General features: G+C 68.5%; 16 protein-coding genes. 11 read left to right on the top strand and 5 right to left on the bottom strand.

The window, feature by feature from the left end; all coding sequences use genetic code 11:
* Position 1: 1 nt before the first annotated feature.
* From KY496_RS08060 to KY496_RS08050, 3 genes are all read right to left on the bottom strand, one after another.
* On the bottom strand, positions 2–475 hold the full coding sequence (locus tag KY496_RS08060) for a hypothetical protein (protein WP_005667195.1): 474 nt from the start codon (positions 473–475) through the stop codon (positions 2–4).
* Between the two features lie 34 nt (positions 476–509).
* Complete coding sequence (locus KY496_RS08055; protein WP_219864436.1) at positions 510–1,343, bottom strand: universal stress protein; 834 nt, start codon at positions 1,341–1,343, stop codon at positions 510–512.
* 273 nt (positions 1,344–1,616) lie between these two features.
* A complete protein-coding gene (locus KY496_RS08050) occupies positions 1,617–2,834 on the bottom strand; it encodes a metal-dependent hydrolase (RefSeq protein ID WP_219864435.1) in 1,218 nt (405 codons plus the stop codon).
* Between the two features lie 167 nt (positions 2,835–3,001).
* Here KY496_RS08050 and KY496_RS08045 point away from each other — a divergent pair, with 167 nt between their 5' ends.
* The 5 genes from KY496_RS08045 (at position 3,002) to ccoS (ending at position 9,551) form a co-directional block, all read left to right on the top strand.
* Positions 3,002–4,579: a PAS domain-containing methyl-accepting chemotaxis protein gene (locus tag KY496_RS08045; RefSeq protein WP_219864434.1), complete on the top strand. Its 1,578-nt coding sequence runs from the start codon at positions 3,002–3,004 to the stop codon at positions 4,577–4,579.
* Between the two features lie 114 nt (positions 4,580–4,693).
* Positions 4,694–6,154, top strand: a complete 1,461-nt coding sequence (hemN, locus tag KY496_RS08040; protein ID WP_229520466.1) for an oxygen-independent coproporphyrinogen III oxidase — start codon at positions 4,694–4,696, stop codon at positions 6,152–6,154.
* Positions 6,155–6,163: 9 nt separating this feature from the next.
* Positions 6,164–6,952 carry a sulfite exporter TauE/SafE family protein gene (locus KY496_RS08035; RefSeq protein ID WP_219864433.1) on the top strand — a complete coding sequence of 263 codons (789 nt, stop codon included), beginning with the start codon at positions 6,164–6,166 and terminating at the stop codon, positions 6,950–6,952.
* Entirely contained in the window at positions 6,949–9,405 is a 2,457-nt protein-coding gene (locus KY496_RS08030) for a heavy metal translocating P-type ATPase (RefSeq protein WP_219864432.1), read from the top strand. The genes KY496_RS08035 and KY496_RS08030 overlap by 4 nt, the downstream gene beginning before the upstream one ends.
* Positions 9,406–9,407: 2 nt before the next feature.
* The gene (gene ccoS / locus KY496_RS08025) at positions 9,408–9,551 is read left to right on the top strand and encodes a cbb3-type cytochrome oxidase assembly protein CcoS (protein ID WP_219864431.1); all 144 of its coding nucleotides are present in this window, start codon (positions 9,408–9,410) and stop codon (positions 9,549–9,551) included.
* A gap of 36 nt (positions 9,552–9,587) precedes the next feature.
* On the opposite strand, the gene KY496_RS08020 is transcribed toward ccoS, so the two are convergent.
* Positions 9,588–9,953 (bottom strand): TraR/DksA family transcriptional regulator, encoded by a 366-nt coding sequence (locus KY496_RS08020; protein WP_229520465.1) that lies wholly within the window; start codon positions 9,951–9,953, stop codon positions 9,588–9,590.
* Positions 9,954–10,241: 288 nt separating this feature from the next.
* Between KY496_RS08020 and ccoN the strand changes: the two genes are divergently transcribed.
* From ccoN to KY496_RS07990, 6 genes are read left to right on the top strand one after another with little or no spacing between them, the layout of a single operon-like run.
* Positions 10,242–11,702 (top strand): cytochrome-c oxidase, cbb3-type subunit I, encoded by a 1,461-nt coding sequence (ccoN, locus tag KY496_RS08015; RefSeq protein ID WP_219864430.1) that lies wholly within the window; start codon positions 10,242–10,244, stop codon positions 11,700–11,702.
* Positions 11,703–11,720: 18 nt separating this feature from the next.
* Complete coding sequence (gene ccoO / locus KY496_RS08010) at positions 11,721–12,335, top strand: cytochrome-c oxidase, cbb3-type subunit II (RefSeq protein WP_219864429.1); 615 nt, start codon at positions 11,721–11,723, stop codon at positions 12,333–12,335.
* A 13-nt stretch (positions 12,336–12,348) separates the two neighbouring features.
* Positions 12,349–12,519 carry a cbb3-type cytochrome c oxidase subunit 3 gene (locus KY496_RS08005; protein ID WP_219864428.1) on the top strand — a complete coding sequence of 57 codons (171 nt, stop codon included), beginning with the start codon at positions 12,349–12,351 and terminating at the stop codon, positions 12,517–12,519.
* 1 nt (position 12,520) lies between these two features.
* Complete coding sequence (ccoP, locus tag KY496_RS08000) at positions 12,521–13,477, top strand: cytochrome-c oxidase, cbb3-type subunit III (protein ID WP_219864427.1); 957 nt, start codon at positions 12,521–12,523, stop codon at positions 13,475–13,477.
* The gene (gene ccoG / locus KY496_RS07995) at positions 13,474–14,883 is read left to right on the top strand and encodes a cytochrome c oxidase accessory protein CcoG (RefSeq protein ID WP_219864426.1); all 1,410 of its coding nucleotides are present in this window, start codon (positions 13,474–13,476) and stop codon (positions 14,881–14,883) included. Before ccoP ends, ccoG begins: the two co-directional genes overlap by 4 nt.
* A gap of 39 nt (positions 14,884–14,922) precedes the next feature.
* Positions 14,923–15,459, top strand: coding sequence for a FixH family protein (locus KY496_RS07990; protein WP_229520464.1), 537 nt, complete (start codon positions 14,923–14,925; stop codon positions 15,457–15,459).
* Here KY496_RS07990 and KY496_RS07985 read toward each other — a convergent pair.
* A complete protein-coding gene (locus KY496_RS07985; RefSeq protein WP_219864424.1) occupies positions 15,440–16,390 on the bottom strand; it encodes an arsenic resistance protein in 951 nt (316 codons plus the stop codon). The genes KY496_RS07990 and KY496_RS07985 overlap by 20 nt on opposite strands.
* Between the last annotated feature and the right edge of the window lie 65 nt (positions 16,391–16,455).

Below are 16,455 nucleotides of genomic sequence, written 5' to 3'. Positions count from 1 at the left end.
GTCAGTGGTGGCGCGAGCGCCAGCCCGCGTGCCCGGCGCCATGCAGCAGGATGCGCGGCACCCGCCCGCCGGGGCGGCCGCTGGGCGCATGCGGCGCCGTGGCCAGCGCGAGGTCGGTGCTGATCCGGTGCAGCGACAGCAGGTCGAGCAGCGCCGCCACCAGCTGGCGGCCGAGCGTGACGTCGCCATCCTCGACCAGCGGCATGGCGCGGTGCAGGGCGGCCAGGATGGTGGCGTTCTCGGCGCGGTGCTCGTGCAGGCGTTCGTAGTCGAGCGATTCCATGACCCGTTCCTCGTGCCGGAACCCGACCTCGACCGCCGTGACGACGGCCGGGAAGGCGTGCACGAAGCAGTCGTCCGGCGTGCAGGTGCTGTCGGCCGTGTCGGCCAGGCGCGCGCACAGGTGGCGGCGGGCATGGCGGATCGCGGCGCCGATGGCGCCGGCGCTGCCTCCTGGATAGTGGTGAAAAGTCATGGCTGAAATAGTGGCAAAGTAGGTCGAGTGGGATTCAATGGGCGATCAGGAGCGGCGCCGGCGCGTGGTCGAGCACGTCGCGCGTGACGCCGCCGAGGATCCATTCGCGGTAGCGGCTATGGCCGAAGGCGCCGGTCACCATCAGCCCGGCGTGGCAGTCGCGCGCCATGTCCATCAGGGCCTCGCCCTCGGTGGCGCGCGTATGCGCGACGGCGACGTCGACCTTCAGGCCATGGCGCGCCAGGTAGTGCGCCATGTCGGCCCCCGGTTCATCGCCGTGCAGGCCGGATTGCAGGTCGGGGTTGACCAGCGCCAGGTGCACGGTGCCGGCCTGGGCCAGCAGGGGCAGGGCGGCATTGATCGCGCGCTGGGCCGGCATGCTGCCGTCCCAGCCGACCAGCGCGTCGCCTGGGATCGGCTTGCCGTGGTAGGAGTCGGGCACCACCAGCACCGGACGGACGCCGTGCAGGGCGAGGTATTGGGGCAAGCCCCGTTCGGCCATGGCGCGGGCGCGGCCATTGTCCTGGCTCACCACCACGAGGTCGGCATAGCGCGCCTGCAGCAGCAGGCCGTCGCGGTCGGCGTCTTCGACCATGCGCGCCTCGGCGCCGCGGATGCCGAGGCGCTCGGCCCGGGCCACGAAATCGTCGAGCTGGGTGGCGACGGCATCGCGCAGGTCCTGGAATTCGCGGTTGGAGACCGGCATGGCCATCGAGCCGTTCAGCACCGCGTAACTGGCCATCGACAGGCCGGTGGCGGCGCTGCCGACCAGGTGGGCGCCGTGCGCGCCGGCGAGCAGCGCCGCCGCGCGCAGGCGGCTCTCCTGGCAGGGCCCGCCATCGACATGGACGAGTATGGTCTTGAACATATGCTGACTCCGTTCGGTGGTCTGGAACGTGGCGCACGGCGTTTCACTATACGCGGCGCAAGGCAGCCTGTCAGGCGCACGGTTGATCGCGATCAAACGTGGGTCAAATTTCACTGCGGCGTGGGCTGGATTGGTTTGCTGGCAATCCAGGCCGGCAGCGTGGGTTCGGTAGTCATCGAGCTCCTGTCCGGTGCGGGGGCGGCTGCCGTCGATCAGACGGCAGCAGGCGTGCAATCCCGCCCTGCTTCAGGACCTGCCTCGGGCGCGCGACCTTCAGCGCCCGTCCAGCAAGTCCTGGCGCGGCCGCTCCCATTGCGGCACCGGCGCCGGGCACGGCTGACCGGCCATCTCGTCATAGGGAAGCGTCGAGAAATTCTCTTCCCCCGGCGCGCTGAAGCGGATGTCGGTCGCCTTGCCGTCGACCAGCGACGGCACGCGCGCGAAGCGCAGCCAGCCGTCGAAGTGACAGTTATCCTGCTGTAGCGCGCGCAGGCCGGCCAGGCTGCCGTGTTCCCGATACTTCCACGACAGCGCCTCGGCGGGCGCTCCCGGTTCGCCACCGAAGCGCGCCGGGCAGGCCGCCACGCTGGTGATGCCGGGCGCCAGGCTCAGTACGCCGAGGCGCACCGCATAGCTTCCGGCGCCGCCGTGGTCGGTGATCGTCGCGAACGACCAGCACAGGGGATTCGAGGGAAAGGCCGACAGCGGCAGGTCGAGCACCCGGCTGCCGGGATCGACCTGGGCCAGCGCCGCGCGGATCTGTTCGCGCGCCAGCTGCCCGGCCACGCCCTGCACCGCGATGAAGCCCAGGCAGGCCACCAGCGCCGTGACCACGCCGCGCGCGCCGCCGCGGCGCGCCATGAAGCCCACCACGCCCGCCAGCAGCAACAGTCCGGCGAGCGAACCCCATTGCAGGAAACCCAGATAGGTGAACGCCACCGGCGCCGCCAGGATCAGCGCCGCGAACAGCCAGCGCAGCAGCCGGTTCGGCGCCAGCAGGGCGAGCGCGATCCCGAGCGCGGTCCAGAACACCGGCTCGATGATGAACACCATGTCGCCATACAGCCAGCGTGAGTCGAGCGGGTGGAAGGGGTGCACGCCATACACGTTCAGGAAGTCGAGCGACAGGTGCAGCACCATCCCGAGCGCGGCGGTGGCCAGCACCGCGCGCCGCGCCGTGCGGTCGTCGCGCAGCAGGCGCCGCGCCCCTGGCCACAGCAGCCAGAACAGGCCGAGCAGCAGCGCGATCTGGGGCAGGGCATACAGCAGCGTGTGCGTATGGCCGCGGTGGTGCAGCAGGTAGCCGAGCGGCGGCGCCAACAGGGGCGTGAGCACCAGGTCCAGGTCGGGGAAGTTGCTGGCCAGCGCGCCGGTGGCGAGCAGGACGCGGCGGCGCGTGCGCGCCTTGTGCGGATCGGGTTGAAAGGGCAGGGCGCGGTCGGCGAGTTCGCCCAGCGCCAGGCCTACCAGGGAGTGAGTGAGATTGTCCATCCCACAAGTTTACCGTGAAAGCAAGACATTGAACTAAATCAAGATTCTCTTGGTTACATAGCATGGCCAACCATCGCATTTTTGATGTAGGTCATATTTTTCGCATTTCCTCATCGCTAGAATGCGAGAAACTATATTTTCTTATAGGCAACAAGAGGGAGAGCACAGTGCGCAATAACCAGCCAGTGACCGGGATCGAATACGTGATGGGGGCGGAACAGTCGATCGTCTCGAAGACCGATACCAAAGGCCGCATCACCTACGTCAACCCGAGCTTCGTCGACGTCAGCGGTTTCAGCGAGGACGAGTTGCTGGGCAAGGCGCACAATATCGTGCGCCACCCCGACATGCCGCCCGAAGCCTTCGCCGACCTGTGGGCGACCCTGCAGGCGGGCGAACCCTGGACCGGGATGGTCAAGAACCGCCGCAAGAACGGCGACTTCTATTGGGTGGTGGCGAACGTGGTGCCGATCCGGGAGCGCGGCCGCGTGACCGGCTATATGTCGGTGCGCACCGCGCCCACCCGCGCGCAGGTCGAGCAGGCCGACCTGTTGTACCGCCGGATCCGCGCCGGCCAGGCGCGCGGCCTGGGCATCGTGCGCGGCCGGGTGGTGCGCACCGGCTGGCGCCGGCGCCTGGATGTCCTGGCCGCCCTGCGCGCGCTGTCGCTGCGCCAGCGCCTGGGCTGGACGATGGGCGCCCAGGCCGTGCTGCTGGGCACGCTCGCGGCGGTGGCCGAAGGCATGGGCTGGCGCGTGCTGGCCGGCGCCGGCGTGCTGGCCTCGCTGGCGGCCTGGTATGAGCTCGATCGCAGCATCGCGCGGCCTCTGCGGGAAGCCATCGCCACCGTCCACGCCCTGGCCGGCGGCGACCTGGCGCGTCCCGTCGCGGCGCCCGGCAGCGGGGACGTCGGCCGCCTGCAGCTTGCGCTGCGCCAGCTGAACATCAACCTCACCGCGATCATCGGCGACGTGCGCGACAACGTCAGCTCGATCGAGCTGGCCACCCGCGCGATCGCCGCCGGCAACGCCGACCTGGCCGCCCGCACCGAAGCGCAGGCCGCCAGCCTCGAGCAGACCGCCAGCAGCCTGGGCAATATCGCGCGCGCCGCCGGCCGCAATACCGACAGTGCGGTGCAGGCCGACGGCATGGTGCTGGCCGCCACGACGGTGGCCGGCCAGGGCGGCCAGGCCGTCGATCGCGTCGGCCGGACCATGGACCGGATCAGCGGCTCGGCCAACCGCATCGGCGACATCATCGGCCTGATCGACGGCATCGCCTTCCAGACCAATCTGCTGGCGCTGAACGCGGCGGTGGAGGCGGCCAGGGCCGGCGAGCAGGGGCGCGGCTTCGCGGTCGTGGCCGGCGAAGTGCGCAGCCTGGCCCAGCGCACCGCCGGCGCCGCCAAGGAAATCAAGGGATTGATCGAGGTCTCCAGCGGCCACGTGGGCGAGGGGAGCGAACTGGTCGGCCAGGCCGGCCAGACCATGCGCGCGGTGGTCGACAAGGTGGGCGAGGCAGCCGCCATCATGAGCGCGATCACGGCCGCCAGCCGCGAACAGGCCCAGGACATCCTGGGCGTCAACGCCGCCATGAGCGAGCTGGACGCGATCACGCGGCAGAACGCCGCCCAGGTCGAGGAATCGGCGCTGTCCTCTGGCAGCGTGGCCGATGAGGCAGCACGCCTGTCGCTGGCCTTGTCCGTGTTCAAGTTCAAGCATGGCGGGCGGCCAAGCCAGAGCTGACTCTTCCATATTTGATGCATGTCAAGGATTTGCGTGAAGTAGATCAATAAACTGACCGCTAATCGTGCCACTTTGCATTTCGGCAAAGCGGCCAGCAGCTGGAGTACCTCAGTCATGTTCGCAGAAGTGCAAGCGGCGCCTCCCGCGCCGATTCCCACCCGGTTCCCGTCCCAACCCGCCACCGTGCTCCACCCGACCGTCGAATTCGATGGCGACCTGCTGGCCCGGCTCGGCAAGTCCGGCCCGCGCTACACGTCCTACCCGACGGCCGATCGCTTCAGCCCCGACTTCGGCTACCGCGACTACCTGCACGCGGTGGCCAGCGTGCGCACCCGCGGCAAGCGTCCGCTGTCGCTGTACCTGCACATCCCGTTCTGCGAAAGCGTCTGCTACTACTGCGCCTGCAACAAGATTGTCACCAGGCGCCGCGACAAGGCGGCGACCTACCTGTCCTACCTGAAGCGCGAGGTCGAGATGCAGGGCCTGCTGTTCGCCGGCATGAACGAGGTCGAGCAGCTGCACTTCGGCGGCGGCACCCCCACTTACCTGTCGGACGAGCAGATGGGCGAGCTGATGGCGCACCTGCGGCGCTGCTTCAGCTTCGCGCCCGACGAGCGCGGAGAGTACTCGATCGAGGTCGACCCGCGCACCGTCTCGACCGAACGCGTGCACAGCCTGCGGCGCCAGGGTTTCAACCGGATCAGCCTGGGCGTGCAGGATTTCGATCCAGACGTTCAGAAGGCGGTCAACCGGGTCCAGCCCGAGCGCGAGACGGTGGCCATCATCGACGCCGCGCGCGCCGCGGGTTTCCGTTCGGTGAGCATCGACCTGATCTACGGCCTGCCGAAGCAGACCCTGGCCAGCATGACGCAAACCCTGGACAAGGTGATCAAGGCCAGCCCGGACCGCATCTCGGTCTACCACTATGCCCACATGCCGCACCTGTTCAAGCCGCAGCGGCGCATCCTGCAACAGGACATGCCGGACAGCGAGACCAAGCTCAGGATGCTCCAGCTGTGCATCGAGCGCCTCGGCGCGGCAGGCTATGTGTACATCGGCATGGACCATTTCGCCAAGCCCGACGACGACCTGGCCGTGGCCCAGCGCCAGGGCCGCCTGCACCGCAACTTCCAGGGCTATTCGACCCATGCCGACGCCGATTTGGTGGCGTGCGGGGTGTCGAGCATCGGCGCGGTGGGCGCCACCTACAGCCAGAATGTCAAGACGCTCGACGAATACTACGACCTGATCGACCAGAACGAGTTGCCGGTCCAGCGCGGCATCCGCCTGTCGATGGACGACGCGCTGCGCCGCTCGATCATCCAGAAGCTGATGTGCCAGTTCGAGCTGTCGATCCCGGCCATCGAGCAGGCCTTCCCGATCGTTTTCGAACAGCACTTCGCCGGCGAGCTGGCCACGCTGCGCACGATGCAGGACGACGGCCTGGTGCAGGTCGGGCCGGAGTGGCTGACCGTCACGATGAAGGGGCGCCTGCTGATCCGCAACGTGTGCATGGTGTTCGACCGCTACCTCGCCCGGCCGGGCGAGGGACCGCGCCATTCGCACACCGTCTAGGACCGAGCGATGAGCGGCGTCAGCCTGTTCCCTGTGTTTCTGGTCGGCCTGGCCGGCAGCGTGCACTGCGCCGGCATGTGCGGCGGGATCGTCGGCGCGCTGTCGCTTCCGCGTGCGCCTGCCTTGGCTGTGCAGGCGCCGGCTTTCCCGGTGCCGGTGCGGACCGTCGCCGCGAGCGCGGGCGTCTCGCTCACCTATGTGGGGGCCTATAACGCGGGGCGCATCGCCAGCTATATGACGGCTGGCGCGCTGGCCGGGGGATTGGCCGGCGGCGCGGCCTCGCTGGCGGCGTTGCCGGCCGTGCAGGCAGGCTTGTATTGGGCCGCGAACCTGATGCTGGTGGCGCTGGGGCTGTTCCTGATGGACGCCTGGCGCGGCCTGGCCCGCGTCGAGCAGGCCGGCCAGGCATTGTGGCGTCGTCTCGCGCCGCTGCTGCGGCGCATGAACGGCGTCGGGACCGGCGGCGCCCGGACCGGCAGCGCCCGCATGTTCGCGCTCGGGGCCCTGTGGGGCTGGCTGCCGTGCGGCATGGTGTACAGCGTGCTGGTGACGGCCATGCTGAGCGGCTCGGCGCTGGACGGCGCCGGCGTGATGCTCGCCTTCGGCCTGGGCACGCTGCCGATGCTGGCCGCGCTTGGCCTGGCGGGCGGGCGCCTGCGCGCGTTGATGGCGCGGCGCGCGGTGCGCCTGTGCTGCGGGTTTGCGATCCTGGCCTTCGGCATCCTCGGCCTGGCGCGCGCCGCCGGCGGCCTGCCGGCCGGCTGGATGCACGGGCTGTGCCTCGGGAGGCCGGCATGAGCGCGGTGCTCGAAGAAGCGATGCGCGCCACGGGCGGCGCCGCCACGGCTGCCGCGCGTAGCGCGCCCGCAGGGTGTTTCCACTGCGGCTTGCCGGTGCCGCGCGACAGCGCCTGGCAAGCCACGATCGGCGGCGAGGCACAGCGCATGTGCTGTCCCGGTTGCGCGGCGGCGGCCCAGGCCATCGTCGACGGCGGCTTCGCCGACTACTACGCGACCCGCACCGCCTACGCCCCCCAGGCCGACATCGAGGCCGCCAATGCGCCCGAGCTCGACCTGGTCGACGGCGGCGATGCCGACGGCGCGGCCAGCTTCACCGTGGAGGGCATCCGCTGCGCCGCCTGCGTGTGGCTGATCGAGCGCCGCCTGCACGACTTGCCCGGGGTGCTGGACGTCGGCCTGAACGTGGCCACCGAGCGCCTGTTCGTGCGCTGGGATCCGTCCGGCTGCCGCGCCAGCGCCATCCTGCGCACGCTGCGCGCGATCGGCTACGTCGCCTATCCCTACGATGCGCGGCGCCACGGCGAGCAGCTCGAGCGCGCGCGCAAGCAGCTGTTCCGCCAGCTGTTCGTGGCCGGCCTGTCGATGATGCAGGTGATGATGTATGCGGTGCCGGTGTACATGGCCGACGAGGGCACGATGGACGCCGCGATGACGGCGCTGATGCACTGGGCCGCGTTGTTCCTGACCCTGCCGGCGGTGCTGTATTCGGCCCAGCCGTTCTTCAAGGGCGCCTGGCGCGACCTGCGGCGCGGCATGCCGGGCATGGACGTGCCGGTTGCGCTCGGGATCGGCGCCGCCTTCGCCGGCAGCCTGCAGGCGCTGGTCACCGGCAATGGCGACGTGTATTTCGATTCGGTGACCATGTTCGTGTTCCTGCTGCTGGGCAGCCGCTACCTCGAACTGGGCGCGCGCCGCAAGGCGGCCGGCGCGCTCGAGCGCCTGCAGCAGGGCTTGCCGCCGTCGGCGCTGCGCCTGCGCGGCGATCCACAGTTGCGTGACACCGAGCTGGTGACGGCCGGCAGCCTGCGGGTGGACGACCTGGTGCTGGTGCGCGCGGGCCAGGCGGCGCCGGCCGACGGCATGATCGTCGAGGGCGACACCGACGTCGATCTGGCGCTTCTGACCGGCGAGAGCCGCACCCAGCGCCGCGGCGTGGGCGACCTGGTGCCGGGCGGCGCGCTCAATGCGGGCGGCGCCATCGTGCTGCGCGTGACCTCGACCGCCCATGACAGCACGCTGTCGATGCTGGTGCGGCTGGTCGAGCGCGCGGGGCAGGGCAAGCCGGCGCTGGCCCTGTGGGCCGACCGGGTGGCGGCCTGGTTCGTGCTCGGCTTGCTGGCGCTGACCGTGCTGGCCTATTTCGCCTGGCTGCAGGTGGACCCTGGCAAGGCCTGGCAGGTGGCGATCGCGGTGCTGGTGGTGTCCTGCCCGTGCGCGCTGTCGCTGGCCACGCCGACCGCGCTGGCCGCCGCCACCGACCGCCTGTTGCGGCGCGGCGTGCTGTCGGTGCAGCCGCACACGCTGGAAACCTTCGACCGCGCCACCCATGTGGTGTTCGACAAGACCGGGACGCTCACCCATGGCCGGCCGGTGCTGCGCCAGACCCTGCCGGTGGGCAGCCTGACCGGCTTCGACTGCCTGCGCATCGCCGCCGCGCTGGAGGCCGACAATCCGCATCCGCTGGCGCTGGGAATCCGCGAGGCGGTCATCGCATCGCCCGCCGAGGCCGCGCGCGCCGAACGCACGCAGTTCACGATCGGGCAGGGCGTCGAGGGCTGGGTCGATGGGCGTTACTACCGCCTGGGCAACGTCGCCTGGGTCGCCGGCGTTGCCGGCGGCGTGGCGCGCGTGGCGGCGCCGGTGGGCACCACCTCGGTCTGGCTCGGCAGCAGCGAAGGCTGGCTGGCGCGCTTCGACCTGGCCGACGGCCTGCGGGCCGACGCCGCCGAGGTGGTGCGCCGCATCCGCGCCAGCGGCAAGACCGTGATCCTGCTCAGCGGCGACGAGCAGCATGCGGCGCAGGCCGTGGCGGCCCGCCTGGGCATCTCGACCGCCATCGGCGGCAAGCTGCCGCAGGAGAAGCTGGCCTATGTGCGGCGCCTGCAGCAGGATGGCGCGATCGTGGCGATGGTCGGCGACGGCATCAACGACGCGGCGGTGCTGCGCGGCGCCGACGTCTCGTTCGCGATGGGGCGCGGGGCCGAACTGGCGCAACTGCATGCCGACGGGGTGCTGATGGGCGACAGTCTGGCGCCGCTGGCCGACACCCTGGACACGGCGCGCCGCACGCTGGCGGTGATCCGCCAGAACCTGACCTGGGCCACGGTCTACAACGTGGCGGCGATTCCGGCGGCGGCGACGGGGTTGTTGAATCCCTGGCTGGCGGGGATCGGCATGGCGGCCAGTTCAGCCGTGGTCGTGCTCAATGCGCTGCGCTTGCGAAGGGATTAGCGATGGAAGCCTTGTATTTGCTGGTGCCGCTCAGCGTGCTGGTGGTGGCGGTGGCCTTGTGGGTGTTCTTCGGGGCGGCCGAGAGCGGGCAGTTCGACGATCTGGAAGGGCCGGCGTATCGCGTCTTGCAGGATGACGATCGGTAGGGTCGGCGGCATGGCCGCCGACCCCGCGACGACGGATCACATCGTCGGTCCGCGCCCGGTGTGGGTTTCCTTCTCGATGCGGTCCTGGCATTCGATGCAGGTGCGCACCGTCGGCGTGGCCAGCAGGCGCCCGTCCGGGATCTCGCGGCCGCACGACTCGCAGATGCCGGCGCCGCCGGCCTCGAGCTTGCCGAGGGCGACGTCGATCTCGTGCAGCGTGTTCGCATCGTGTTCGGCCAGGTGGACCTGGTCGTGGCTGATCATCTCGGCGGTCACGCGGTCGTCGCCCGGCACCTCATGTGCGAGCGGGCCGATCTGCGGAGCGTCACCCTCGTCGGCCGTGGTGCGCGAACGAACGGCGCCGAGCAGGTCTTCGCGCGCCTGGTGTAGGCGCTTGGACATTTCTTCGTGAACGGATTGGGAAAGAGGCGGCATAGCGATTCCTTATTGGTGAGTGAGGAAAAGCCCCCCGGACTGTGGCGGGCCGTCTAGTTTTGGACCTGATTCATCTCAAAACGATGCCCATGGAATCGTGGAAGAAAGCGTCGCAGCTCAGCGCACAACAGGCTACGACAGACGTTCCCCATACTCTATCCATCAAGGAACATTTTGATACACATCAAGGATTTTTAAGGTTCGTAAACGCACACTCCTGGCTGTCACTACATCGTGTCATTTCAGGAGAGCATCTTGGACAGCAGTCTAAACTATAACTACAAGATCGTGCGCCAGTTTGCCATTGCGACCGTGGTCTGGGGCGTGATCGGCATGGCGGCAGGGGTGTTCATCGCGGCCCAGCTGGCCTGGCCCGCGCTCAACTTCGACATCCCATGGCTCAGCTACGGACGCCTGCGTCCGCTGCATACCAATGCGGTCATTTTCGCCTTCGGCATCTGCGGCCTGTTCGCCACCTCGTACTACGTGGTGCAGCGCACCTGCCAGGTGCGCCTGTTCTCCGACAAGCTGGCCGCGTTCACCTTTTGGGGCTGGCAGGCGGTGCTGCTGTGCGCCGCGGTCACGCTGCCGATGGGCTTCACGCGCGGCAAGGAATACGCCGAACTCGAATGGCCGATCTCGATCCTGATCGCCATCGTCTGGGTCGCCTACGCCGTGGTGTTCTTCGGCACCCTCGTCAAGCGCAAGGTCAAGCACATCTACGTCGCCAACTGGTTCTTCGGCGCCTTCATCCTGGCGGTCGCCATCCTGCACATCGTGAACGGCATGACGTCGCCAGCCTCGTTGATGAAATCGTATTCGGTGTATTCGGGCGTGCAGGACGCCATGATCCAGTGGTGGTACGGCCATAACGCGGTCGGCTTCATCCTCACCGCCGGCTACCTGGGCATGGTCTATTACTTCATCCCGAAACAGGCCGAGCGTCCGGTGTACTCGTACCGCCTGTCGATCGTGCACTTCTGGGCCCTGATCTTCACCTATATGTGGGCCGGTCCGCACCACCTGCACTACACCGCGCTGCCCGACTGGACCCAATCGCTGGGCATGGTGTTCTCGATCATCCTGCTGGCGCCGTCGTGGGGCGGCATGATCAACGGGATCATGACCCTGTCGGGCGCCTGGCACAAGCTGCGCTCCGACCCGCTGCTGAAATTCATGATCGTCTCGCTGTCGTTCTACGGCATGGCCACCTTCGAGGGTCCGATGATGTCGATCAAGACCATCAACGCCCTGTCGCACTACACCGACTGGACCGTCGCCCACGTCCACGCCGGCGCCCTGGGCTGGGTCGGCTTCATCACCATGGGCTCGATCTACTACATCATCCCGCGCGTCGCCGGCAAGAAGCAGATGCACAGCGTCGCCATGGTCGAAACGCATTTTTGGGTCGCCACCATCGGCGTCGTCCTCTACATCGCCTCGATGTGGATCGCCGGCGTGATGCAGGGCCTGATGTGGCGCGCGGTGAATGCCGACGGCACCCTGACCTATACCTTCGCCGAAAGCGTCAAGGCGACCTATCCCTACTACGTGATCCGCGTCACCGGCGGCGCGCTGTACCTGTGCGGCATGGTGCTGATGGCCTGGAATACCTGGATGACGATGCGCGGCACCAGGAGCGTCGACGTGCCGATCCCGCTCGGGCCGAGGAATCCGCGCGGCATGAATGAAGCCGAGCACGTCGTCCCAGCCTAAAGAAACCAGGAGTTTGCAATGAAATTCACCCATGAGTGGATCGAGAAGAATGTGTGGCTGCTGATCGGCCTGGTCCTGCTGGTCATCTCCTTCGGCGGCCTGGTCGAGATCGTGCCGCTGTTCTTCCAGAAGTCGACCACCGAACCGGTCGCCGGCCTCAAACCCTATTCGCCGCTGCGCCTGGCCGGGCGCGACGTCTACATCCGCGAGGGCTGCTACGGCTGCCACTCGCAGATGATCCGGCCCTTCCGCGCCGAGACCGAGCGCTATGGCCACTACTCGGTGGCCGGCGAGTCGGTCTACGAGCACCCGTTCCAGTGGGGCTCCAAGCGCACCGGCCCGGACCTGGCGCGCGTGGGCGGCCGCTACAGCGACGAATGGCACCGCACCCACCTCGACAATCCGCGCGACGTGGTGCCCGAGTCGAACATGCCGGGCTATCCATGGCTGGCCACCACCAAGCTGATCCCGGCCGAGATCATGCCGAAGATGCGCGCGCTACAGCGCGTCGGCGTGCCCTACACCGACGCAGAGATCGCGGAGGCACCGAAGGAACTGGTCGACAAGACCGAGCAGGACGCGCTGGTCGCTTACCTGCAGGGCCTGGGCACCCAGATCAAGACCAGGAATTGAGCGAGGAACCGAGATGGCACTCCAACAGATTTTCGACGACGCCAGCAGCGTCATGACCGTGATCAGCTTCGCGACCTTCATGGGCATCGTGGGCTGGACCTACCTGCTGCACAAGGGCAGCGATTTCGACGCCGCGGCGCATCTGCCGTTCGCCGACGGCGCCGACCAGGGCGAGGAGCATTGACATGGCCGACTTCTTCAACGATTTCTGGCACTACTACGTCGCGGTGATCACGATCCTGTCGATCGCCGGCTGCGGCATCCTGCTGTGGTCGCAGTCCAAGTTCAAGGTCAGGCTCGATGCCGACGGCAAGCCGCAGCAGACCACCGGCCACGTGTGGGACGAAGACCTCACGGAACTGAACACGCCGATGCCGCGCTGGTGGATCGTGCTGTTCTGGCTGTCGATCCTGTTCGCTTGCGCCTACCTGGTGATGTATCCGGGCCTGGGCGCCTGGCGCGGCACCCTGGGCTGGAACCAGGTGAGCGAGTACCAGGCCGAACTGAAGCAGGCCAGGCTTGACTATGGCCCGCTGTTCGAGCAGTACAGGAAGCTCGACCTGAAAGCGGTGGCCGCCGACCCGCAGGCCCACGCGATCGGCGAGCGCCTGTTCCTGACCTATTGCTCGCAATGCCATGGTTCGGATGCGCGCGGCAGCAAGGGCTTCCCGAACCTGGCTGACGCCGACTGGCTGCATGGCGGCGAGCCGGACGCCATCAAGACGACGATCATGAACGGCCGCACCGGCATGATGCCGCCGATGGGCGCCGCGCTGGGCTCGGACAAGGACGTCGAGAGCGTGGCCCACTACGTGCGCTCACTCTCCGGCCTCTCGGCCGATCCGATCAAGGTCGCCTTCGGCAAGCCGAAGTTCGCCACCTGCGTGGCCTGCCATGGCGCGGAGGGAAAGGGCAACACGATGCTGGGTGCGCCGAACCTGGCCGACAAGACCTGGCTTTATGGCGGCAGCGTCGAGACCGTGATGGAGACGATCCGCAAGGGCCGCACCAACACCATGCCGGCCTTCGGCGACTTTTTGGGTGAAGAGAAGGTGCACGTGCTGGCGGCCTATGTATGGAGCCTGTCGAATCCGACCGCGCCAGCGCCGATCGATGCGTCGAAAGCGACGGCGGCAAAATGACCGACCCTGCTGGAGCGCCGCGCGAAGCGATCGTCCGCATGTACGCCGCGCGCGAAGACATCTTCCCGCGCGAGATCAAGGGACGCTACGCCACGCTGCGCTGGGCCTGCGTCTGGCTGACGCAGATCCTGTTTTATGGTCTGCCATGGCTGAACATGAACGGCCGCCAGGCCGTCCTGTTCGACCTGGCCAGCCGCAAGTTTTACCTGGCAGGCATGGTGTTCTGGCCGCAGGACTTCATCTACCTGGCGGCGCTGCTGATCGTGTGCGCCTATGGCCTGTTCCTGGTCACCGCGGTAGCGGGCCGCGTCTGGTGCGGCTTCGCCTGCCCACAGACGGTCTATACCGAGATCTTCCTGTGGATCGAACGCAAGATCGAAGGCTCGCGCAGCAGTCAGCTGCGCCTCGCGCGCCAGCCGTGGAATGCGGAGAAGGTCGTCAAGCGCGGCGCCAAGCACCTGTCGTGGGGCGCGGTCGCGCTCTGGACCGGCTTCACGTTCGTCGGCTACTTCGCCCCGATCCGTTCGCTGGGCGGCGAGATCGCGGCCTTCGGCCTGGGGCCGTGGGAAACCTTCTGGATCCTGTTCTACTCTCTCGCCACCTACGGCAACGCCGGCTGGCTGCGCGAGCAGGTCTGCAAGTACATGTGCCCGTATGCGCGCTTCCAGAGCGCGATGTTCGACAAGGACACGCTGATCGTCACCTACGACGCCGAACGCGGCGAGCCGCGCAGCGGCCGCAGGAAGGGCGAAGCGCAGGCGCGCGCCGGCAACAGCGGCGACTGCATCGACTGCAGCCTGTGCGTGCAGGTGTGCCCGACCGGCATCGACATCCGCAGGGGGCTGCAGTACGAGTGCATCGGCTGCGCCGCCTGCGTCGACGCCTGCAATATCGTCATGGACAAGGTCAGCAAACCGCGCGGCCTGATCCGCTATGCGACCGAGAACGGCCTGACGCAAAAGCTGGGCGCGCTCGAGATCCGGCGCCGCATGCTGCGCCCGCGCGTGCTGGTCTACGGCGCGGTGCTGGCCATGCTGGTGGCGGCGATGGGCACGTCGCTGGCGCTGCGCAACCCGCTCAAGCTCGACGTGATCCGCGACCGCGGCTCGATGGGACGCGAAGTCGAGGATGGCCGCATCGAGAACGTCTACCGGCTGCAGGTGATGAACACGAGCGAAGCGCCGCAGACGCTGCGGGTGAGCGTGAGCGGCATTCCCTCGGTCACGGTGGTGGACGACGGCGCCATCGCAATGGAAGGCGCCACCACGCGCGCGGTGCCGGTGCGGGTGCGCGTCGACCCGGGCGCCGGCAAGCCGGGGTCGAACAGGATCGAATTCACTGTGCGCTCGGTGGGCGATCCGGACCTGAGCGTGAGCGAAGGGGCGGCCTTTATTGTACCTAAATGAGCGTTTCGAAGTGAGGCCGTTATGAGCAAGGAGAAGAGTATGCAAGCGACCAACCCCAACTTCCCGCAGCAGGCGGCGCCGTGGTACAAGCACCGCTGGCCGTGGTTCCTGATGATCGGTCCGGTGGCCGTGATGATCGCCACCGGCGTCTCGGCCTGGCTCGGCGCGCAGCAGCCGGACGCGATGGTGGTGGCCGACTACTACAAGCAGGGCAAGGCCATCAACCAGGACCTGCGGCGCGACCGCGTCGCCACCGAGCTGCTGCTTTCATTCGAGGCCAGCCACGATGCGCGGGCGGGGCGCCTGAACGGACGCCTGGCCAGCGGCGGCCAGCCGGTGGTGGCGCCATTCCACATCCGGCTGGCGCATCCGACCCTGCCGGAGCGCGACCTGGCGCTGGAGGCGCTGCCCGATGCGCAGGGGCGCTTCTCGGCCGCGCTGCCGACCCTGGAGGCGACCCACTGGCAGGTGGTGGTGGAGGGCGCGGCGCGCGACTGGCGGCTGGCGCGCAGCTGGAGTCCGGCGAAGCAGGCGCTCTTGATAATCGAGGCCGACGCTAGCCCAGACGCGCGATGAGGCGCACGTAGACCAGCTCCGCGATCAGCTCGACCAGCGTCTGCGTCACGATGATCGCCGGCAGCAGCGGCACCGCGCCCGGCACGGCCAGCGCCAGCGGCAGCACCACCAGTGAGTTGCGGGTGGCGCCGCTGAAGGCGACCGCGCGGCCGGCGGGCGCAGCGAGTCGGAACAGGCGCGCCACCAGCCAGCCGGCGGGCGGGGCCAGCAGCGCGAAGGCGGCATAGACGGGCGCCACCCGCAGCGCCGCATCGAGCGCCTGGCCGAGCTGCGGAAGCACCGACGCCACCACGATGAACAGCACCAGCGCCGTGGCCGGCACCGGCAGCAGGCCGAGCGCGGACGCGGTGCGCGCGCCGGCCTGGCTGCGTGCGGCCCAGAGCTGCAGCGCGACCGCCAATAGCAACGGCGCGGCGATCAGCCACGCGAAAGCGTCGATGAAGGGGCCAGGCTGGACCAGGTCGGCCGCTCCAATGCCGAGCAGGATGCGCAGGTAGACCGGCAGCATCAGCATTTGGGCGACCAGCAGGACGGGCGTCGCCGCCAGCAGCAGGCGCGCATCGGCGCGGCCGAGGTGGGAAAAGGTGACCACGTAGTCGATGCAGGGCGCCAGCAGCACCAGCAGGACTCCCAGCCGAATCAGCGGATCGCCTGGCACGAAGGGCAGCAGGCCGGCGACCAGCAACGGGATCACGGCGAAGTTGGTCACCAGCAGCGCGCCCAGGAAGCGCGTGTGGGTAAAGGCGCGTCCCAGTTCGGCCAGCGGCACCTGCAGGAAGGTCACGAACAGCATGAAGGCCAGGGCAGGGTTGACCGCGGGCTTCAGGGCCGTGGTCCCCGGCAGCGCCAGCGCTGCCAGCGCGGCCAACGCCACCGTCGCGAAATAGATGCCGATCTGCTTGTTTTCGAGCTTGTCCCGGATGTGCTGCATGCGGTGTGGTCGCTTTCTTCGTGGAGGCCAAGCCGGCATTATACGGAGCGCGCACCTGCCCCGAG

The sequence above is a fragment of the Massilia sp. NP310 genome, assembly GCF_019443485.1.
Lineage (GTDB): Bacteria > Pseudomonadota > Gammaproteobacteria > Burkholderiales > Burkholderiaceae_D > Telluria > Telluria timonae.
Note: the sequence above shows the minus strand (reverse complement) of the source record. Positions and strands in the feature narration are given on the sequence as shown.